At 62.8% G+C, this 19,618-nt stretch carries 24 protein-coding genes; 11 read left to right on the top strand and 13 right to left on the bottom strand.

Annotation, left to right across the window (positions count from 1 at the left end; translation table 11 throughout):
- Nucleotides 1-42: 42 nt before the first annotated feature.
- Complete coding sequence (locus ABD059_RS12355) at nt 43-618, top strand: TetR/AcrR family transcriptional regulator (RefSeq protein WP_343880434.1); 576 nt, start codon at nt 43-45, stop codon at nt 616-618.
- Between the two features lie 83 nt (nt 619-701).
- Here ABD059_RS12355 and ABD059_RS12350 read toward each other — a convergent pair whose 3' ends face one another.
- From ABD059_RS12350 to ABD059_RS12325, 6 genes are all read right to left on the bottom strand, one after another.
- Nucleotides 702-1,064, bottom strand: coding sequence for a hypothetical protein (locus tag ABD059_RS12350; protein ID WP_343880432.1), 363 nt, complete (start codon nt 1,062-1,064; stop codon nt 702-704).
- 155 nt (nt 1,065-1,219) lie between these two features.
- Entirely contained in the window at nt 1,220-1,969 is a 750-nt protein-coding gene (locus ABD059_RS12345; RefSeq protein WP_343880430.1) for an SDR family NAD(P)-dependent oxidoreductase, read from the bottom strand.
- A gap of 52 nt (nt 1,970-2,021) precedes the next feature.
- Nucleotides 2,022-2,801, bottom strand: a complete 780-nt coding sequence (locus ABD059_RS12340) for an SDR family NAD(P)-dependent oxidoreductase (RefSeq protein ID WP_343880428.1) — start codon at nt 2,799-2,801, stop codon at nt 2,022-2,024.
- Nucleotides 2,798-4,024 (bottom strand): MFS transporter, encoded by a 1,227-nt coding sequence (locus tag ABD059_RS12335; RefSeq protein ID WP_343880426.1) that lies wholly within the window; start codon nt 4,022-4,024, stop codon nt 2,798-2,800. The genes ABD059_RS12340 and ABD059_RS12335 overlap by 4 nt, the downstream gene beginning before the upstream one ends.
- Nucleotides 4,025-4,177: 153 nt before the next feature.
- Nucleotides 4,178-5,065 carry a polysaccharide deacetylase family protein gene (locus ABD059_RS12330; protein ID WP_343880424.1) on the bottom strand — a complete coding sequence of 296 codons (888 nt, stop codon included), beginning with the start codon at nt 5,063-5,065 and terminating at the stop codon, nt 4,178-4,180.
- 53 nt (nt 5,066-5,118) lie between these two features.
- Nucleotides 5,119-6,087 (bottom strand): asparaginase, encoded by a 969-nt coding sequence (locus tag ABD059_RS12325; RefSeq protein ID WP_343880422.1) that lies wholly within the window; start codon nt 6,085-6,087, stop codon nt 5,119-5,121.
- Between the two features lie 188 nt (nt 6,088-6,275).
- On the opposite strand from ABD059_RS12325, the gene ABD059_RS12320 reads away from it, so the two are divergent.
- Nucleotides 6,276-7,277 (top strand): LacI family DNA-binding transcriptional regulator, encoded by a 1,002-nt coding sequence (locus tag ABD059_RS12320; RefSeq protein ID WP_343880420.1) that lies wholly within the window; start codon nt 6,276-6,278, stop codon nt 7,275-7,277.
- Nucleotides 7,278-7,763: 486 nt separating this feature from the next.
- Nucleotides 7,764-9,164, top strand: coding sequence for an HNH endonuclease signature motif containing protein (locus ABD059_RS12315; RefSeq protein WP_343880418.1), 1,401 nt, complete (start codon nt 7,764-7,766; stop codon nt 9,162-9,164).
- A gap of 39 nt (nt 9,165-9,203) precedes the next feature.
- Here the strand turns inward: ABD059_RS12315 and rbsD are convergent, their stop codons facing one another.
- Genes rbsD through ABD059_RS12300 form a run of 3 tightly spaced genes read right to left on the bottom strand, consistent with a single transcriptional unit; the run spans nt 9,204 to nt 10,374 of the window.
- Complete coding sequence (gene rbsD, locus ABD059_RS12310; RefSeq protein WP_343880416.1) at nt 9,204-9,587, bottom strand: D-ribose pyranase; 384 nt, start codon at nt 9,585-9,587, stop codon at nt 9,204-9,206.
- Nucleotides 9,584-9,766, bottom strand: coding sequence for a hypothetical protein (locus tag ABD059_RS12305; protein ID WP_343880414.1), 183 nt, complete (start codon nt 9,764-9,766; stop codon nt 9,584-9,586). The genes rbsD and ABD059_RS12305 overlap by 4 nt, the downstream gene beginning before the upstream one ends.
- 11 nt (nt 9,767-9,777) lie before the next feature.
- A complete protein-coding gene (locus tag ABD059_RS12300; protein ID WP_343880412.1) occupies nt 9,778-10,374 on the bottom strand; it encodes a LacI family DNA-binding transcriptional regulator in 597 nt (198 codons plus the stop codon).
- A 76-nt stretch (nt 10,375-10,450) separates the two neighbouring features.
- Between ABD059_RS12300 and ABD059_RS12295 the strand changes: the two genes are divergently transcribed.
- From ABD059_RS12295 to ABD059_RS12275, 5 genes are all read left to right on the top strand, one after another.
- Nucleotides 10,451-11,290: an alpha/beta fold hydrolase gene (locus ABD059_RS12295; protein ID WP_343880410.1), complete on the top strand. Its 840-nt coding sequence runs from the start codon at nt 10,451-10,453 to the stop codon at nt 11,288-11,290.
- Nucleotides 11,287-11,958 (top strand): TetR/AcrR family transcriptional regulator, encoded by a 672-nt coding sequence (locus ABD059_RS12290; protein ID WP_343880408.1) that lies wholly within the window; start codon nt 11,287-11,289, stop codon nt 11,956-11,958. Before ABD059_RS12295 ends, ABD059_RS12290 begins: the two co-directional genes overlap by 4 nt.
- An 81-nt stretch (nt 11,959-12,039) precedes the next feature.
- Nucleotides 12,040-12,384, top strand: coding sequence for a lycopene cyclase domain-containing protein (locus ABD059_RS12285; RefSeq protein WP_343880406.1), 345 nt, complete (start codon nt 12,040-12,042; stop codon nt 12,382-12,384).
- A complete protein-coding gene (locus ABD059_RS12280) occupies nt 12,381-12,728 on the top strand; it encodes a lycopene cyclase domain-containing protein (protein WP_343880404.1) in 348 nt (115 codons plus the stop codon). Before ABD059_RS12285 ends, ABD059_RS12280 begins: the two co-directional genes overlap by 4 nt.
- Before the next feature lie 258 nt (nt 12,729-12,986).
- Nucleotides 12,987-13,400, top strand: coding sequence for a hypothetical protein (locus ABD059_RS12275; RefSeq protein WP_343880402.1), 414 nt, complete (start codon nt 12,987-12,989; stop codon nt 13,398-13,400).
- A gap of 95 nt (nt 13,401-13,495) precedes the next feature.
- Here the strand turns inward: ABD059_RS12275 and ABD059_RS12270 are convergent, their stop codons facing one another.
- Together ABD059_RS12270 and ABD059_RS12265 are read right to left on the bottom strand one after the other, a co-directional pair.
- Nucleotides 13,496-14,221, bottom strand: coding sequence for a GOLPH3/VPS74 family protein (locus tag ABD059_RS12270; RefSeq protein ID WP_343880400.1), 726 nt, complete (start codon nt 14,219-14,221; stop codon nt 13,496-13,498).
- Nucleotides 14,218-14,994, bottom strand: a complete 777-nt coding sequence (locus tag ABD059_RS12265) for a MerR family transcriptional regulator (RefSeq protein ID WP_343880398.1) — start codon at nt 14,992-14,994, stop codon at nt 14,218-14,220. Before ABD059_RS12265 ends, ABD059_RS12270 begins: the two co-directional genes overlap by 4 nt.
- A gap of 235 nt (nt 14,995-15,229) precedes the next feature.
- On the opposite strand from ABD059_RS12265, the gene ABD059_RS12260 reads away from it, so the two are divergent.
- Genes ABD059_RS12260 through fmdA form a run of 3 tightly spaced genes read left to right on the top strand, consistent with a single transcriptional unit; the run spans nt 15,230 to nt 17,477 of the window.
- Nucleotides 15,230-15,865 (top strand): AmiS/UreI family transporter, encoded by a 636-nt coding sequence (locus tag ABD059_RS12260; protein WP_343880396.1) that lies wholly within the window; start codon nt 15,230-15,232, stop codon nt 15,863-15,865.
- A gap of 31 nt (nt 15,866-15,896) precedes the next feature.
- Complete coding sequence (locus tag ABD059_RS12255) at nt 15,897-16,187, top strand: FmdB family zinc ribbon protein (protein ID WP_343880394.1); 291 nt, start codon at nt 15,897-15,899, stop codon at nt 16,185-16,187.
- A gap of 33 nt (nt 16,188-16,220) precedes the next feature.
- Nucleotides 16,221-17,477, top strand: a complete 1,257-nt coding sequence (gene fmdA / locus ABD059_RS12250) for a formamidase (RefSeq protein ID WP_343880392.1) — start codon at nt 16,221-16,223, stop codon at nt 17,475-17,477.
- Between the two features lie 100 nt (nt 17,478-17,577).
- On the opposite strand, the gene ABD059_RS12245 is transcribed toward fmdA, so the two are convergent.
- A complete protein-coding gene (locus ABD059_RS12245) occupies nt 17,578-18,222 on the bottom strand; it encodes a response regulator (protein WP_343880390.1) in 645 nt (214 codons plus the stop codon).
- Nucleotides 18,215-19,507 (bottom strand): sensor histidine kinase, encoded by a 1,293-nt coding sequence (locus ABD059_RS12240; RefSeq protein WP_343880388.1) that lies wholly within the window; start codon nt 19,505-19,507, stop codon nt 18,215-18,217. Before ABD059_RS12240 ends, ABD059_RS12245 begins: the two co-directional genes overlap by 8 nt.
- Between the last annotated feature and the right edge of the window lie 111 nt (nt 19,508-19,618).

Raw genomic sequence — 19,618 nt, 5'->3', positions numbered from 1 at the left:
CATAACGTTGTTACAAAACAATGTTATGAAACAATGGGTCCCATGGCAAGACCTGTAGTCCACAACGATTCCCTGCGACAGGACCTGCTGGCCGTCGCCGCTGACCTGATTGACCGTGACGGGCCTGCGCGCGTGACGCTGCGCGATGTGGCATCGGCGGCCGGGACGTCCACGTCGGCCGTGTATTCGCTTTTCGGCGGTAAATCCCAGCTGTTGACGGCCGTCGTCGACGACGGGTTCCGCTCGTTCCGTGATTCGCAGCTGGCAGCCGCCGACGGCGGGTTGAATGCGTTGGGGGTCGCTTACCGGACCTGGGCGCTGGAGCATCGGGCCTTGTACCGGCTGATGTTCGGTGGCGCGCTGGCTGCGTATGCCGATTGTCAGCCGAACCCTGACGCCGCGAGCGATGCGATGCAGCCGCTAATGGACGCGGTCGCGTCGGCGCAGACAGCGGGTGTGCTGGTGGATGCTCCGGTTGAGTTGGTTGCGGTCGCGATTTGGGGACAGGTACACGGGATTGTCAGTCTGGAGCTGGCACAAATGGGGCGTCCCGACGCCGATTGGGCTGCGGTTTACCTGTCGGCACTCGACGCCGTTGCCCGTGGGTGGGCCGCCTAAGTTAACTGGCAACGGGCAGAATAACCAGCCGGCGACGCAACTCGGGTCGGTTGCCTGATGGGCTAAACATCCTCATCGCGCGATTAGATGTGGGCGTTCGCTGCCCGTACCAGCAGGGCCGCGGTGAATTGTCCTGGAGTCAGCTCCGGAGTCGTTGCGCTGAGGGAGTCATGCGTCGGCAGCGGGGAGGTAGCGATCCGTTCCAGCACCGGAGCGGACGGGCACGCCAACTCGGGGGCCACCCCGCTGACCGCCTCACCGGTAAGGGCAGTGACCGCCTGCCAGTCGAGGGGACCTGACACTATCTCGGCTGCTACCTCCTCCAGCCCGGGAAGGACGCTCTTCTTACCCATGCGGGTGCTGAATGTCCAGGCATCACCGAAGGGTGTGAGCACTAACCGCTTTCCGGCAATATCCTGCAGAAGGGCGCCTACTGCGGGCCGCATGCGGGCCAGGGTGACATACCCGGATATTCGGGAGATCCCGGCGCCGCCGGGACAGGCTCCGCACATCACTAGCCCTTCCTGCAGGAATTCATCCCGCGTTCAGTCTTCTTGGAGTGGGTTTTTTCTATTGTGAGCAAGACACCGTAGGCAGTGGCTTACGGCATCACGTCGCCGCTGTTGGGGCCGAGGGTTTGGCCAGTGTAGAGGTTACCGCCTGGTGAAGAGGCGAGCAGCAGCGCCGTGGGCGCCACTTCCTCAGGCGTACCGAAACGGCCCACAGGCAGCTCAGCTTGCTTTGCTGCTTTCCATTCATCCGAGAGACCTTCGATCAACGGGGTGAAGATCGGCCCGGGTGCAATGGCGTTGACAAGGATTGAATGCGGGGCCAGCTCCAACGCTAGGGCCTTGGTGAGGCCAATTACGCCTGCTTTCGCTGCCACATAGTGGGCCAGACCGGTGCCGCCCTTGATCCCTAGTTGCGAGGAGATGTTGATGATCCGTCCGCCGCCACGCTTCACCATGTGCGGCGCGGCCCAGCGTGCGGCAAGGAAGACTCCGCGCAGGTCCACATTCATGGTTCGGTCGTAAACTTCCGGGCTGAGCTCCAGAAACGGGGTTTCGTCGAGGATGCCGGCGCTGCTGACCAGGATATCGATCCCGCCCAGCAGCTCCGCAGCGGCATCCATGGCGGCCCTGACGTCGTCGCTCTCCATGACATCCACCCGTCGTGCTACAGCAGTGACACCCGTTGACGAGCACTCGACGGCCACGGCATCCACCTGGGCCTTGTCTACATCCAGCAGGAAGAGGTTCGCACCCTCGGAGGCGTAGAGCCTGGCGATGGCCGCTCCGATACCACTGCCGGCGCCTGTGATGACGGCTGTTTTGCCGTGAAGTTGGGTCATGATCGGGGTCCTAACTGCAAAGGGTGGCGGAAAGATAAGCGGGCCGCGGCGTCTAGCTTGGCCAGCGGACGGTGAGGCCGCCGTCGACAATCAGTTGCTGCCCGGTGACGTAGGCAGAATCATCGCTGGTCAGGAACCTGATCGCTCTGGCGGCTTCGTCCACCTGGCCCACCCGACCCCACGGGATGATCCCGCCGGCCGCGTCCAGACCGTCCTTCCCCAGGGAATTTGTGCCATCGAGTGACTGCGGGCTTTCGATTAGTCCCGGAATCACAGCGTTGACGCGGATCTTCCCCGGGGCCAGTTCCACGGCGAGGGACCGGCACATGCCTAGCAGTCCGGCCTTCGCCGCCGCGTAGTGACTGTGATCCTCCCAGCCGTATACCCCACCAGCAATGGAGGAAGTGGCAACCATCGCCCCGCCGTTGTTCATGCGGGCGGCGCAGGAGCGGAAGGTGCGCATTACTCCGGAGAGGTCCACCGCCATCATGTCCTCCCACGCGTCGTCCGTCATATCTGCAAGGGACGCCCGCCGGAGGATTCCTGCGGCTCCGATGGCGATATCCAGCCTCCCGAAGGTGTCGAGGGCGGCTTGTGCCATATTCTCTGTGTCCGCGTAGCTGCGAACGTCCACCGGCACTGCAACACAGGTGGCGCCCGCCGCCTCCACCAGCGCCACCGTGTCGGCGACGTCGTACGGATCGCTTTCCAGGTAGCCGACCACCGTGTGGGCGCCAGCGCGGGCATAGGCAACGGCCAGGGCCTGGCCGATCCCGCTGGCACCGCCCGAGATGACGGCTACCTTGCCTTCGAGCCCGTCATCGCGAATCATACTGTTGCCGCCGCGGTGGGGGCGGTGTGCTGGGTGACCTTGCGGGTGCCGACCATGCAGAGGGCCGAGATGAAAAGCCCGCCGGTGCCGGTGATGATTGCCGCCCACTGCATCTCCAGGCCGAGGAACAGCATCAGGCTCAGCAGACCGGAGCCCGCAATGCCGCCCAGGGGTGCCATCACGTGGGCCACGTTGGTGCCCATCCCGCGGACGTGGGCTGGGTAGGACTCGCCCATGTAGTAGAGCAGGGCGGCGTAGGGACCGGTGAGGAAGAACAGGGTCATCGCGTACATGGAGATGATGAAGACGTCGCTGCTGGGGCCCAGCAGCATGATCAGGCTGGCGACGCCGCCGCCAAACCAGCCGATGATGACGGTTTTTTGCCGGCCGATGCGGTCGCCGAGCCAGCCGTGGAAGACGTATCCGGCGAAGCCAACCGCGTTGGCGAGGACCAGGATCAGCAGCGCGTTTTCGAAGGTTACGTCCTTGGCTTCGACCAGAACGGTGGTGCCCAGAACGGAGAAGACCTGGATCGCGGCCCAGTTGAACAGCCACGCCAGCGACAGCAGGATGGTGTGGCGCCGCAGCTCGGGGGTGAAGACGTCCTTGATGCCGGTCTTGTGGTGGCTGCCTTCTTCGAGCTCATGCTGGGCTGCGAGCTCGCGGGCTCCCTCGATGTCTCCGGCTGCCTGGCGGCGACGAACCTCTTTGATGGCTGCGAAGGTGGGGGATTCAGGTAGGCGGGAGGCCATGACTGCGACCAGCAACGCCATGACCGCGGCGACGACGAAACTCCAACGCCACCCGATGATTGGCAGCAATAGTGCCGAGAGGCCGGCGGACAGGAGCGCGCCGACGGGCCATCCACCCTGCACGATCGAGTACATCAGGCCGCGGTTCTTGACCTTCCGGTAAATCTCGTTCAGGTAGACGGCATTGACCACTTCCTCCGACATGGAGAACCCGGAGAATGACCGGATGATGATCAGGCTGACCGCACCAGCTGCCAGGCCGGTGAAGCCTGCAGCAGCGGCGCCACCAAGCATGAGGACGATCAGTGCGTTCTTACGACCCAACCGGTCGATAATGGTGCCCACCGCGAGAGCCACAATGAAAATACCGACGTGAGCGATGGTGTTCACTGCGGTGGACTCGGCGGCGCTCCAGCCGAAGTCGTCAGCGATCACCGGCAGGAGGGTTCCGAAGAGGGTGAAGTCGTACACCGAGATAACCCAGGCGATGAAGCAGACCACTGAGACTTTGCGGACTACTTGCGGGGTAATTTCAACGTCCCAGGGGGCGACTTCGACGGGCGGGCTCTTGGGGGGTCGAGGTGGAGGTCATGGCGGGATCCTGTTCTGGTGCCGGGTAGCGGGTTAGGGTGCGGTGCGGGGGTAGCGGGCGGAGAAGTCGCGGGCGATCGTCTCCATGTTCACGAACTCGACGCCGTCGTGGCCGGCGATGTGGTCAAAGAGGCGTTCAAGCATCAGCAGGTTCTGTGGCCGTCCGGAGACGTCCGGGTGGATCGTCAGGGGGAACACGGCGTAGTCCATTTCGCGGTAGACCCAGTCGAACTGGTCCTTCCACATCTGCTCAATGTCGCGGGGGGAGACGAAACCGTGGCTATTGGCGCTGCCCTTGATGAACATCATCGGAGGCAGGTCATCGAGGTACCAATTGGCAGGAATCTCAATCAGGTCCGTCTCTTTGCCACGAACCAGCGGCTTCATCCATTCTTGGGCTGAGGCGGCGTCGTAGTTGATCTTGGTCCACGAGTCGCCCACTCGCACGTAGTAGGGGGTGAAGTCGTTGTGCATGAGGGAATGGTCGTAGAGGAAGCCGCGCTCGAGCAGGATCTCGTTGGTGACGTTGGAGAATTCCCACCACGGAGCCACGTAACCCACCGGCTTCTTGCCGGTTCGGGTGGTGAACAGGTCAATGCAGTGATCCAGCACCTCCGTCTCCTGCTCGCGGGTCATCGCGATGGGGTTCTCATGGCTGTAGCCGTGCACACCCACCTCGTGGCCGGCGGCGACGGTGGCTTCGAACTGCTCGGGGAAGGTTTCGATGGAGTGTCCGGGCCAGAACCAGGTCACCGGCATTTCGCGGTCCTGTGCCAGCTTCAGTAGCCGTGGCACACCGACCTCGCCGGCGAAGATGCCCCGGGAAATGTCTCCAGGCGAATCCTCACCGCCGTAGGAGCCGAGCCAGCCACCGACTGCGTCAACGTCAATGCCTACCGAAACAAAAATCTTCTTGGCCATACTGTTCCTCCTGGATGGGTTGGTGCTGGGTACTGCCGGGTGGTTCAGGTCGACTAGCTATGCGCTGCAAACCGGTGCGGGAAAGTCGTGGGGTCTGGATCCGCTGCCAAGAGCAGGGCGGCAAGAATCCGGGACTGGAACGGGTTGAGGTCGCGGGCGATCACGGCGCCAGCCCGGACCAGGTCTTTGCCGCCGCCGTTGCCATAGGTGGGTACCACCGGACCCCAGGGGGTTCGGCTGCTGAGAATCACTGGCACGCCTGCAGCGGTGAGGTCAGCCACCGCGTCAGCGAACCCAGCTCCAGCGTTACCGATCCCCGTTCCGGCGAGCACCAGAGCTCCAGCGCCCGCGGCCGCGGCGTGACGCAACAGTTCCGGCGTTGCTCCGGGGTAGGCGGTGATGATCTCCACCTGAACGTCGTCAAATGCCTCGGTCGGTAGCGGTAAAGGCGGGAGGCGGGAGGGTGCTGCGGTGACGACGACGTCGTCGCCCGCCAGGTGCCCCACCTCCACCCCGCCGGCGAAAGGACTGGCCGCGGTGGTGTGTGCCTTGCGGGCGCCACGAGCCGTCCTGACCGACCCCGCGAACGAAATCAACACTCCGGCGCCCTGCAGGCGTTTATCCGCTGCCGCCATCACGGCTTCGGTGAGGTTGCGTGGACCATCGGGGGAGTCGCTGTCGGCGAGTTGCTGGGCTCCCGTGAGGACTACCGGCTTGAGGCTGGTGTGGACCAGATCGAGAAGGAACGCAGTTTCTTCCATGGTGTCGGTGCCGTGAGTGATGACGACGCCATCGACGTCGGGCTCGGCAAGTTCGGCAGCGACTTCCTCGGCAATGATCCGTAGATCCCGCAGGTCCAGGCAATAACTGCCGACGGTGAGCAGGTCCCGTGAGGTGATGTGGTGTGCGTCGGACAGCGCTGCGGCCAGCGAGTCGGTGCTATCTGAGGCGATGGCGCCGCTGACGCCCTGGCCACGGGACGCGATGGTGCCGCCTGTTCCTAGTATCCGAATCGAAGCCACGTATTGGTTCACTCCCTAGTTGTCGTTGTCTCGACTGCAACGAAAGTACTGGATCAATCGATTGCAGCAAACGTATGCCGCAAACGTTTGTGTATTGCGTGATAGCGATACTATGGGGAAGTAGATGTGAAGCGCAACACATTTCGCAACTGTTTACATTGAGCTCATTTTCGACACGAAATGGAAACATGCACGGCACCGTACCTGTCACACTCAAGCTTCTGGCCACCGAGCTGGGCCTCAATGTCTCCACTGTGTCGAGGGTGCTGAACGATCCCGCGGGGGTGGAATCGAAGTGGGCGGCCCCGCAAACCACGGAGCGGATATTTTCGCTGGCCCGGGAGCGCGGTTATAGCCGAAACCCGCATGCGGCGTCGCTGCGAACCGCGCGTTCAGACACTGTGGGAGTTATTGTCCCGCGCCTGCAGGACTTTGTGCTGGCCACCATCTACGAAGGAATCGATGAGGCTGCAGCGGAGAACGGTCTGTTCGCGGTGGTCGCCAACTCCCTTGATGACAGCACCAAGCAGCGTGCCAAGGCCGAGATGTTGCTTGGCCGGCGCATCGACGGACTGATCTTCGGCGACGCACACCTGCGGGAGCCGTATCTCGACGAGTTGGCCACGCGTGGTGTCCCACTCGTCCTGGTCAGCCGTACCTCCGGCGACCACGTGAGCGTCACCTGCGACGACTATGCCGGTGGCCGGCTGATGGCCGAGCATTTCCTCGCGACAGGACGGCGCAGTTTTGCGCTGATCGCAGGATCGGAAGCGACCTCAACGTCGAGTGATCGTACAACCGGGTTTATTGACGTGCTCGACGACGCAGGGATCGTCGTTCCGGAGGAATGGGTGATCCACAATGGCTTCGATGCTGCGGCTGGACAGGAAGCGGCATCACGGATCCTGGCATCCGGTCGGATGCCAGAAGCGGTCTTCGCCGTCAACGACTTCGCCGCAATCGGTGCTCTGGGCGTGTTCCGAGAAGCGGGGCTGTCTGTTCCTGCGGATGTTGCAGTGGGGGGATTCAACGACACCCCGCTCGCCGCTGGCGTGAACCTGACGACGGTCCGTTCGCCGATGCACGAGATGGGTCGCCAGGGCTTGCACGCCCTGCAGACGCTGATAGGGGGCGGTTCGCCGGAGAGTCTGCGGTTGACTCCCGAAATGGTGGTTCGGCTCAGCGGTTAGAGCGTTTTAAGGCTCGAGCGGGAGCTGGTTTCATGCCAGGGCCGTGTCCTTTGTCTGTCCGAAAAAATCTTTAAAATTCTTTTTATGCACCCCTGATCTTCCCCTTATTTTGTCAGTGGCGGGTGATCGAATAGAGCTATGGAAGGCACAGGAGCTTCTTTTAACGAACCGGAGATTCCGCCCGGATCCGGCGCGGATTCTGCTTCTGATTGCGGGTGCGCTGCGACTTCTTCAGGCTATGGTGCGGCTGGTCCGTTGGGTGTTGAGTCGGAGTGGACGGCCCCGGTCGTTGAACCGCCGGAGCCCACGACCGACACGGACTCGAACGAAGCGGATCCGAACGATGCAGCTCCAGAACCGGACTCAGCGGAGTCCGATTCAACAGGGTCTGGTTCGACTCGGTCGGGTTCGGATGGTTCTGGTGGGGCGTGGTTGTTCTCGGAGGCGTGGGCTTCTTTTTACTTCGGGGATGACCCGGATCTGCGGGTGCGTTCCAGCCGTGAGCCTCCTGCGCTGTCGGGTCAGCTGCGGATGGCTGCGGTGGGTGGTTTGGATGCGGCTCAGGTGGTGGACGCGTTGAAAGACATCGACGAAGCACGGTCCTGGTTGGACGCCCAGGAAGCCAAAGTCGTGACCCGGGCCCTTGACCTCCAAACCGAACAAACCCGCCACGACCCCCGAGACAGGGGTTTCGAGAAAACGCTGACAGCTAGTGAGATCGGGGCGGCGCTGCATGTGCCGGAGCGGACGGCTGGGTTCCTGGTGGAGCACAGCACCCTGTTGACCCGGTATTGCCTGGCGACTCTGGAAGCGTTGGAGGCCGGGAAGCTCACGAAGCGGCACGCGTGGGCTGTGGTTGAGGAAGCCACCAGCATCCCCGATACCAACCCCACAGTGACCGCGGACTACGAAGCCCGGCTCATTAAAACGGCGTCCCAAACGACCGTTGCGAAGTTCCGTCAGCAGGCAAACCGACTCAGGGAAACCCTGCATCCCGAAGCGATCACCACCCGCCACCGCAAAGCTGTGAAGGAACGCGGGGTGTTCCTGACCCCCAGCTATGACGGGATGGCCTGGCTCGAAGCCTACCTACCGGTTGATCAGGCGGCCGGGATCTATCACCGCCTCGACACCGCCGCCCGTGCACTCCAAGGACCCGACGAACCACGCACGCTCACCCAGCTACGGGCCGATGTGCTCGCGGACGTCCTCACCAGCGCTGGCACCACTGGTCACATGAGTACGAACTCCGATGGCACCACCATTGGAGCAATAACCGCCGACGGCGCTGGCGAACCGGATGGCCTCGATAGCCCGGATGGGACGCACAGGGTGAGCGGACCAGGAGGGTTGGCCGGTCGTGGCGGTGCGGCCGTCTACTGGGGAGTGCAGGCGAAGGTGTTCGTGACGGTCCCCGTGATGACTCTCCTCGGCGGTGATGCCCCGGGAGAGCTCGAAGGGTATGGTCCGATTGATCCCGAGACCGCCCGGAAGCTCGCCGGTCACGCACCTTCATTCACGAGGATCCTCACCCACCCTTTTACCGGGGCCAGGCTCGGAGCTGATGCGAGAACGTACCGGGTCCCGCAGGACCTGAAGGACGCAGTCAGGGTCAGGGACCGGACCTGTAGGCATCCGGGGTGTAACCGGTTGGCGGTGTTCTGCGAACTCGACCACACCAAGCCCTGGTCACAGGGCGGGACAACCAGCTACGGCAACCTGGTTGCGTTGTGCAAACGCCACCACAAACTCAAATCCGAGGGCTACTGGCAGTATCGACAACCCGAACCCGGCATGATCATTGCAATCTCCCCCGCCGGGGAAACCTACCTCACACGACCAGACCCACCACCAGCACCGCCACCCGACATACCCCCACCCTTCTGAGGTGCAGTCTCCGATCAGACCAGGCCCGCCTGGCAACTGCTAGAAAGTGACTCCGCAACGCAGCACTACGTTGGCGTAGGGAGTCGCCTCGCCGGTCCGAATGATCAGCCTGGCCGAGGGGAGCAGCGCCTTCAGGTCTTCGTGGCTCACAAAGTCAGGGTTCAGCCCCTCAGCACGGACGATCTCCTCAACGGAGGACCCGGTCGCTTCGGAAGCCAGCAATGACGATTCAACCTGCACATCAGCCAACACCGCCTGCAGCACCTCGGTGAAGGATGGGATGCCCTTCACCAGGGCCAGATCAACCACTGTGTCCGTATCAGGCAGCCGCATGCCGACGTCGGCAATCACCACCAGATGTCCATGACCAAAGGTGCCGAGGATCCCGTTCAGAGGTCCGTTGAGGATTCCGGTCTTCTTCACGCGTCAGTGTCCTGTCCAGTGGTGATCAGTGAGGCCGGTGCGGCAGGCAGCGGATTCTCAAGCGACGGGTAGGACGGCTGGGCGCCCTGGGCCCCGACAGCGTACGCCCCGACCAGCACAGCAACCCGGACGGCGTCGGGCAGGGCATCCCCGGCACTCAAACCGGGCAGCCAACGCACCGGTGAAAGCGTCACCAGCGCCGGTGGTGTCCACGAGGTTGAGTTCCTGGTGGATGGTGGCGATGCCAAGGCGGGCCGGCGATGTAGCCGATGCGGCGGTGGCCCTGGTCGGTGAGGTGGCGGACGGCTTCCTGGATCCCGGTGACGTTGTCGGGAGTGACGCTGGGGACGTCGATGTCGGCGATGACGCGGTCAACGAAGACGGTGGGGATGCCGCTGTCGAGGATGCTGCGCAGGCTGGCGAGGTCGCCGAGGGGCGCGGCGATGAGGCCGTCCACACGCTGAGACAACAGCACGTCGAAGTAGCGGTCCTGCTGTTCGGCGCTTTCGTTGGCGTTGCCGAACAGGGTGAGGTACTTGAAGTCGCGGGCGCGTTGTTCGATGGCGTGCGCGAGGTCGGCGAAGAAGGGGTTGCGGACATCAGGGAGGACCAGGCCGATGGTTTCGGTGGTGGTCTTGCGGAGGGAGCGGGCCTGCGCGTTGGGCCGGAAGCCGAGTTCCTGAGCTGCCTCGGTGACGGCGGTGCGGGCCTCGGCGGAAGTGGAGGGGTGTCCTGAGAGCACGCGGGAGGCGGTTGCTACTGAGACACCCGCATGCCACAGGTTCACGGGGCGGTCAGCAAACCCCGCGAAACAGGAGATTGACCGATTGACCAATAGTGGTCATTCGGTCAACAATTAGCTTATGACCAATCCTAATGACCAGCCACGCGCAATCGTTCTTGACCGTGGGGGCAGTCGGTTGCATGCCTGGGTGAGCGGCCCGACCTCGGCCCCGCTGGTCGTGCTGGTGCATGGCGCGACGATGGACCATTGGATGTTCAACGCGCAATTGGAACCCCTGCTCCGCGCGGGATACCGGGTGATGGCTGTCGACCTTCGGGGGCACGGCCAATCCAAACCCCTGGGTCTCACCACCCTGACAGTTTCGGATTTGGCCGACGATGTTCTGGCCCTGGTGGACGAGGAAGCCGTCGACCAGTTTGTCGTCGTCGGGCAATCGCTCGGAGGATATGTCGCCCAGGATCTGGTACTGCGGTACCCAGAGCGGATCGCAGCGCTGGGAATCATCGGATCCACCTGCACGACGGCGCCAATCTCGCCCTGGTCTCTCTTCCTCCTCCGCAGTTCTCTGACCTGGTTCCGGTGGTGGCCATACCGCCATCTCCAGGAAGCGATGGTGAAGTCCCTCGCCCACAGTCCCGAGGTGCGCTCCTATGCACGGGAGGCGATGAGCATACTCAGCAAACAGGAGTTCCTCACTGTCTGGGAGGCGGTTACACGCGTCACCCAGCCGCAACCTGGTTATCGCATGGAGCGACCGATGCTGCTTACCCACGGTGACGATGATCAGACCGGCAACATCAGGAAGGCTGCACCTCTCTGGGCCGCGCGCGACCCTCAGGCTCACTATCGGGTGATCCCTCAAGCCCGCCACAATGCGAACCAGGACAACCCTTGGTACTTCAACCAGGTACTGATGGACTTCCTCGTAGAACACGCGCCAGTTTCGAGCACCCCATGACCGCTCAGAACTCCGATCGGCGGGAAGATCTTCTTGATGCCACCGTCGCCCTGATCCTGCGGGGAGGGGTGCGGCGTGCCTCGGTGGAGGGGATCGCGCGTGAGGCCAGGGTCTCCAAAGGGGCCGTGTACCTCGAGTTTCCGAGCAAGACCGCCCTCGTCGATGCGGCAGTGCAGCGGGAGCTGAGCCGCTACCTGCACTCGACCGCAGCCCGGATTGCCGCCGATCCCGAGGGTGGGCGCCTCTCCGGGATCTACCGTCATTCAATTGCAGAGTTGCTCGCGCGTCCGTTCATGCGGGCGATCTACGAGGATGACGGGCGGATCCTTGATGGTCTGATACGGGGACCGGTTCGCTACCGGCCCCGTGTCCTTCTCGGCGAGGAGTTCCTCCGCACAATGGCCGACGCCGGACTGGTTAGGGCCGATCTCGACCCCGCGACCATGAGTCATCTGCTCAGCGTGCTCTCCGTCGGTCCGCTTCTCGCCGAGCCTGTTCTGCGGGATCAGTCCGCCCCGGCGCTGGAAGCCACGTTCGAGCTCCTTGCCGACCTCGTTGTTGCAGGGTTGGAGCCCACACTCCGGGCAGACCCCGAGGCCGGGGTGAGAGCATTCCAGAAACTTGCTGACGGTGTCACCCTGACCTTTGATGGTGAGCGGCCCCGGTAGTCTTCGACTATGACATTTCGCCACCAACGGGTCCGACCTTTGCGCTTGCGGCAGCGGCCACCAGCGAATCGACGTTAGGAAATGGGCCTGATCTACCTTGGGGCGCTGCTCTTCTCGCTTGGCGGCTCGATGCTCCTGGACTGGAGGTTCGGCCTCACCTTCTGGCGGGACGCCCGCAAGGCGACCTGGACCATGATCCTCGGGATCAGCTTCTTCATTGTCTGGGACCTCTTCGGCATTGCGCTCGGAATCTTTTTCCGCGGCATCACTGACCTGATGACCGGAATCCTGCTTGCCCCCGAACTGCCCCTCGAGGAAGTGTTCTTCCTTGCGCTGCTCTGCTACACCACGCTCAACGTGCTGGGAGCGGTCGCCGTGTGGGACGGAAAACGAGACCGGAAGCGTGAACAGGAGTCGGCGGCATGACGTATCTGGTCCTCAACATCATCTTCTTCGTCCCGATCCTGGCCATCGCCGCCTGGGCCTACCGGACGCGACGCCGTCAGCTTCCCAGCCGGCGGGCGGTCGGCATCACCCTGCTCGTGCTACTGATCGCCACGGCGGTATTCGACAATGTGCTGATCGCAATCGGGATTGTCGACTACAACCCCGACCTCATCCTCGGTGTCCGGCTGGCCCTTGCCCCAATTGAGGACTTTGCCTACACCGTTGGCGCTTGCATCCTGCTGCCAGCCCTGTGGGCGCTGATTCCAGGCCGGACCGCCAGCCAGCTGGCCGACGATAATCCGACGAATAGTGGACGGGAATGAGTCGTGCCGCCCCAGCCTTGTCCGCGGCATCGAGGAGGCCCGTTGGGCATCAACAATCACCGGGCGGGTGCCGTGAGGACATCCGAGGGATAGCTACCCTGGAAAGCTGCATTGGATTCGGTCCAATACCTTCTCAAAATCCTCGGCTCCGGCTACCTTGGCTTCATCAGGAAAGATCCTGCCCGGCCAGGGAGTGCCAGGGGTTTCCTGGCACCACAACAGAATCTTCAGCAGAATTCACAAGAAGGTGTGCCACTGATGTCCAGTCGGCTCTTGTCCGGCCACCGTCCCGGCGGGGTGGTCCTCATCGCGGTCCTCGCGTGGATCGGGGCGGTCCTGCAGATCGTCGCTGGCGTTCTCGTCCTGACGCTGGTACTGAACCCTGACGGGGTGTCCAACGAGACGGCCTGGGTGGCGATCACCGTCGGGGTTATCCACTTCCTTGTGGCGTTCGCACTCTTCGGGGGCAGCAACCTCGCCCGCATCCTAATGACCGTTTCGTTCTCGCTGTCATTTCTCTCCGCGATCTTTTCGTTCCTGGCCCATCCTGCGAACTTTTTTGCCCCTGTCGTAGGTGCCCTGCTCGCCGTTATCGGCCTGCTGCTGCTGCACTCGGAGAAGTCCAACGCTTACTTCGACCAGCATGCGAGAGAAGCCTCGCTGCGCCGGTAGGCGGAGACCCGGCTGTCACCAGTCCGGGAGGCTGATGAAGCCCAGGGCGGCTGCCGCAGCCAGTCCCCTTGAGGCGCTTCCGGCCTTTGGCGCGCTCAGGGGCGCGACGCCTGGACGGCCACGGCACTCAGCGCGCCGGTAACAACCGCTGCCATCGTCCGGATGACCGCCGATGAGGCGGCAGCCGCACCCCAGTCTCCCTTCTCCAGTTCCTTGCCACGGGTGTAGACAGCGCCACTCCAGGGAATCTCGCGGTGGAATTGAGGGAGGGTGCCGCTCGCGGAAAGCAGGGCCGTGGCGGCCGCGGTTCGCGGGTCGGAGTCCTCGCCGCGGAGCAGAACCCCCCGCACCCGGTTGAGGAGTTCCTCCCGCCGTCCGCTGTTCAGCACATACTTCGTCGACGGAATGAAGCCAAGAGACTTGTAACTCTCACGTCGAAGGTCGCCGCGCGCCACCAGACGATCCAGCACCGGCCCCCGCAGGTAAGGACCGATCGCAGCGAGGACGGTTTGCGCGCCACGCGGTTTCTCGGTGAGGTAGTCCCACGCCGGGGCCAGCAGAACGTCGGCAGGCGGGACGGTACCGATCGGGTGGATGGGCTTCGAGAAAAGGCCTGTGGGGCGAGGCTCGGCTCGACCGGTCAGGGCCAATTCCGCGACGGCTGCCCCGCCCAGGACATAGAACAGGATGTTCTCGCCGGCGATCGTCCCCGAATCTGGTTGGAAGAGCAGCAGCAAGATATCCTCGACGAGCGCGCGGTCGGCAGGGATGGTATCGGGCTGGTCTGTCTCGGTAGCTGGTGCGTTGTCGTTCGTTGTCATGCCGGCTCCTCGCCGTCGTTGTGGTCGGTGTGAGCAGCTGCGGCCCGGTCCGTAGCCAGCCGCTCCATCGCCAGCAGGCTTGCGCGGCCCAGCACGTCCAGCTGGGCCGGGTTGAAGAGGGCGGCAACTGACTCCACCAGCGTCTCGCGTGTCACGCGCGGACCCTTGGGCTGATGCGCCCCCGGGGCAGTGAGCCACGAGTACTTGGCCAGGTCACGTGCCAGGGGCACCGCGTAATCCTCGGCCAGCTGCTGGCGGGTACTTTCGTCGGCGTCCGGGGTCAACGCGTCGAAGGCGACGCTGGCGTCGTCGACCTCGGCTGCCACCATGTCCCGCAGATCGGCCATCGCCTGATCGTCGTAAAGCTGCGAGTAGATCAGCATCAGCGACCGTTCGCCGGTTGTGAGCCGGTCGCCGATGTTCTCAAACCCCGCTGGCAGATCAGTGGAGGCCGAACCCTGCAGGATGGACCTGATCTCTGCTCGCGCGCGTTCCAGCCGCTCGATCGTTGTCCCGAGGTCAGCCTCAATGATTTGGAGCGCCTCCACCGATGGATCGCCGCCCACCCCCACCTCTTCGATCTGATCCAGTGGCACGCCAAGCTCGCGCAGGCGCCGGATCTGAAGAATCCGGATCAGGTGGCGCACCTGATACTTCTTGTAGCCGTTCGACAGGCGATCCGGCTGCTCCAGGAGCCCAATCTGATGGTAGTGACGCACGGCGTTCACCGTGGTGCCCGCGAGATCCGCGACCTCCCGTGTGCTCCATGACATGTCTGAGGTTCCGCTTCCCGTTGTTAGTTCCCCTCAAGGGAACACTATGTGGCCACCACATAGTCAAGAGGCCTGACCAACAGCCAGTCCATTGACAGTAAATTTCCGCACTACTAACGTCACCATCACAAGTCCATACTTTTGATCGCTCTCGCCACTTTTGTGCCAGCTTTACGGATGGTTCGGAGTGGCTTACCAATTTCAAATTTTCCCTCTTCGTTGTCTGAGGAGTGTCATGAGCAGTGTTGGTTTGTTGTACGTCGGCGCGGTTCTCTTCATGAATGGCCTGATGTTGATTGGGCTCGTCCCGGGCAAGTCCGCGGCCATCCTCAACTTCTTCGTCGGGGCCATGCAGGTAGTCTTCCCGACCATCATCCTCATTCAGTCCAACAACGATCTGGCCATCATCTTCGGCGCGGCAGGGCTGTATCTGTTCGGGTTCACGTATCTGTATGTCGGGATAATCCAGATGACCGGAATCAGCGGCGAAGGCCTGGGATGGTTCTCCATCTTTGTTGCAGCCTGTGCCGTGGTGATCGGAATCCTCCAGTTCACCTTGGTAGGGGACCCGGTGTTTGGGGTGATCTGGTTGACGTGGGCCGTCCTGTGGTTCCTCTTCTTCCTGCTGCTTGGCTTGGGGCGGGATTCCCTGACCTTCACCACCGGCTGGTTCACGATCTTCGTCGCGCACATTACCGGTACCATTCCCGCATTCTTCCTGCTGACCGGCAGGTACGAGACCAATGACGGGTATGCCGTCCTGGTGGCCATTGCTGCCGCAGCCGCCCTAGGTGCAGCCTTCTTCCTGGGCCGCCGAGGCATCCCTCGGGGCAAAGCGTCGCAGGAAAACCAAGCCGTGGCACCCGCTTAGGAGCCAACCCATAGAAAGGACAGTCTGGCCGATGCCGATCTACGAATACCGGTGCCCCGAATGCAGCATTTTCGAGGTCATCAGCCCGATGAGCGCAGCCTCCGATCAGCAATCCTGTCCTACCTGCGGAGGAGCGGCCCGACGGAAGATGAGCGTGCCCAACCTGTCCAAGGCCGGGACGTCGGCCTTCCAGCTCATCGATTCATCGGAACGTAGCGCCTCAGAACCGCAGGTGGTCACCGGAGCGTTGCCGTCCAGATCCAGACGTAAGAGCCAGCCCTACACGACCAATCCACTTCACAGTAAGCTGCCGCGTCCCTGACCCACGGTGTGCGGCCAACCCAGAGGAGATGAAATGCCCGACGTCATATTTCCACTCGACTCCGCCAAGAAGTTCGAAGACCAGGAAAAAATTGGCCACAACCGATGGCACCCGGAGATTCCCCCGGTGGCGACCGTCAAACCGGGTGACTCCTTCAGGGTCCACTGCCGAGAGTGGTTCGACGGCGCGATAGTCAACGATGACTCCGCCGACGACATCCTCAACGCACCCCTGATGACCGTCCACAAACTCAGTGGCCCCTTCGCCGTCGAGGGCGTAAAGCCCGGTGACCTCCTGGTCGTCGACATTCTTGATGTCGGACCGATTCCACAGGAGGACTCAGGTCCGTTGGCCGGGCAGGGCTGGGGATACACCGGCATCTTCTCTCGCAACAACGGCGGCGGCTTTCTCACCGAGCAGTTCCCCGACGCCTATAAGGCGATCTGGGACTTCACCGGCCAGGTGGCCACCTCCCGGCACGTACCCGACGTCTCCTATGTGGGGCTGATCCACCCGGGCCTGATGGGGACCGCTCCTTCCGCTGAGCTCCTTGCCAAGTGGAACAAGCGCGAGGGTGACCTGATCGCGACCGACCCCCATCGGGTTCCGCCGTTGGCTCTCCCTCCCGAGCCACAGTTCGCGGTGCTGGGTGGCCTCCCGGCGTCGGAGTTTGATCGGGTTGCCGGGGAAGCGGCCCGCACCGCGCCCCCGCGTGAGAACGGCGGTAACCAGGACATCAAAAACATGTCGAAGGGGACCCGCATCTTCTACCCGGTCTTTGTGGACGGGGCGAACCTGTCGCTCGGAGATCTCCATTTCTCCCAGGGCGACGGCGAAATCACCTTCTGCGGTGCCATCGAGATGGGCGGGTTCATCGACCTGCGGGTGGATGTCATCAAGGGGGGAATGGAAACCTACGGGGTCAGCGAGAACGCCATCTTCATGCCCGGTAACGTCGACCCCCGCTACAGCGAATGGATTGCGTTCTCCGGCACCTCGGTAACTCTGGATGGTAAGCAGCACTATCTCGATTCCCACCTGTCCTATCAGCGGGCCTGCCTGCACGCCATCGACTACCTCACCAAGTTCGGCTACAGCCCTGAGCAGGCCTACCTGCTGCTCGGGTCGGCGCCGATCGAAGGCAGGCTGTCCGGTGTGGTGGACATCCCCAACTCCTGCTCCACGGTGTACATTCCGACGTCGATCTTCCACTTCGACGTCCGCCCTTCGTCCTCCGGTCCACATCAAATTGATCCAGGGATGGGAGCACCTAAGTCGCACAACGTGTAACTCAACGTCCGCAGACTGCCGGCGCCAGTGGGCGGGGACGCCACTGGCGCCGGTATTTCGGCCCCGGTGTAGGACGGGGCCCGGTTGTCCGAGGTCCACGTCAGGTCCGGATGACTCGTTGTGTCCTCGCAGTGGCGATAGCTGCGGTGCGGTTGTCGACGCCTAGCTTCTCGTAAATGTGGACAAGATGGGTTTTGACCGTGGCTTCACTGATGAAGAGGTCTTTGGCGATCTGGCGGTTAGTCATCCCTGTCGCGAGGAGACCAAGGATCTGGATCTCCCGGCTGCTTAACGCGGGTGCGGGGTTTTGGATCCGCCCCATGAGCCGGGCCGCCACCTGAGGAGCGAGAGCGGTCTGGCCCGCCGCGGCGGATTGCACGGCCTGGCGGATCTGTTCCGGCGGCGCGTCCTTCAGCATGTATCCGCTGGCCCCGGCCTCAACCGCGGCCATGATGTCGGCATCCGAATCGTACGTTGTCAGAATGAGCACAGGTGGTGCGGAGTCGAGCTTCCTGATCTCCCGGGTAGCCGTAACACCATCCATTCCAGCGCCCATCTGCAGGTCCATGAGAACAACATCCACCGGTTCGGTCAGGCTCACCGCCCGGTTGAGGGCTGACAACGCTTCGGCCCCGTCGGAGGCCTCCGCAACCACGGTGATGCCTTCGAAATCGCTGAGCATGGCTCGGAGTCCGGCGCGAACCACTGGGTGATCATCAACGAGGAGAATCCTGATCTCAGACATGAGACTGTGCGCTGTCGATAGGGGCCAGAGGCAGACGGATAGCGACAACTGTTCCTTCACCGACTGTTGACTCAATGTCCACCACCCCACCCATGGAGGTGACACGTTCGCGCACCGATTGCAGGCCGAATCCTGTGCCGTCGGACCGAGGTGTCGGATCCGAGAGGGTAGCCAGGGCATCGAATCCGGTGCCGTTGTCGTAGACATCCAAGGTGACATCCGGTCCCAGGAACCCGAGCGTCACGACGGCGGTGCTGGCGTGGGCGTGCTGATCAACGTTGGAAAGGGTGGATTGGGCGGCTCGCAGCAGGGCGACTTCGTACGGTGGGGGCAGCTGGACAGGGCCGCCGTCGAGTTCAAACCGGCACCTTAGCGTTGAACCGTGTGCTGCGGCCTGACGTTCGGCCGTGGCACAGATTCGGCGCAGCCGGGTCACGAGTGAATCGGCGTGGGCATTGTTGGATCTCAGGCCGCTGACGAACCGTCGGGCTTCGTCGAGGTTCTCGGCGGCCGTGACCTGAATGGTGCGGATTCTTTCCTTCGTGAGCGCCTTTGACCCGGCATCGAGCGACGCTTCAGCGGCGCGGGAAATGAGAACGATGCTGGAGAGTCCTTGCGCCAGGGTGTCGTGAATTTCCCGGGCCAGACGCTCACGTTCAGCGAGGACCCCCGATTCATGTTGGGTTCGGGCAAGGGCTGCTCTGGTATTGCGTAGTTCATCCAGCGCTCGGCGCTGGTTGACACCCTCGGAGTACAGGCTCTCGTAAACCATTGCCATGACCACCGCAAAGACGGCACCCAGGCCGGGCCCGATAATCATTGCCGCATGCAGTTCACCACTGTGGTTCCATTGGGCCGCCGACACCGCGCCGGTCATCAGAAGGACGGCAACAATCGCGTGCCTGGTAGGAAGCAGATGAAGGTGAAGAAAAAACAGGGGAAAAGCGAGCCACGAGAAGTCTGCGCTGAGCACTAGAAGAACCAGCCAGAGTAGGGTCACGCTGGCCAGCCAGATCTTGCTGTTGCGGCGCGGTTCCAACCTCCAGGGCGGCACCTGTCCGTCGGCGACGCGCTTCTCAACCAGTGTCCCGGCGAGGTAAAGCGCGCCCAAAAGGGCAGAAATCATGATGACCAGCCAGCTGGTGGCCCGCTGGGGTGTAGCCACTGTGCTGACGGTGCCGACAACAAGGAGTGTTGCGAAACCCAGATGAAGGCTCACCCGCAGCACTTTCAGGACCGCTGCTCCGGTGGCGGACTCGGGCACCGGAGTAGCGGGAACGGTCATGTGTTCAGCTTATCGGCGCGGTATCCGGTGGGCATCAACCAAACGATTGATGGTCGGATCAACCACAACAGGTCAGCCAATCAACCGTCATCACGATGTGGCCGCTGGCAT

Origin of the sequence: Arthrobacter flavus (genome assembly GCF_039526005.1) — a bacterium.
GTDB classification, from domain to species: domain Bacteria; phylum Actinomycetota; class Actinomycetes; order Actinomycetales; family Micrococcaceae; genus Arthrobacter_D; species Arthrobacter_D flavus.
Note: the sequence above shows the minus strand (reverse complement) of the source record. Positions and strands in the feature narration are given on the sequence as shown.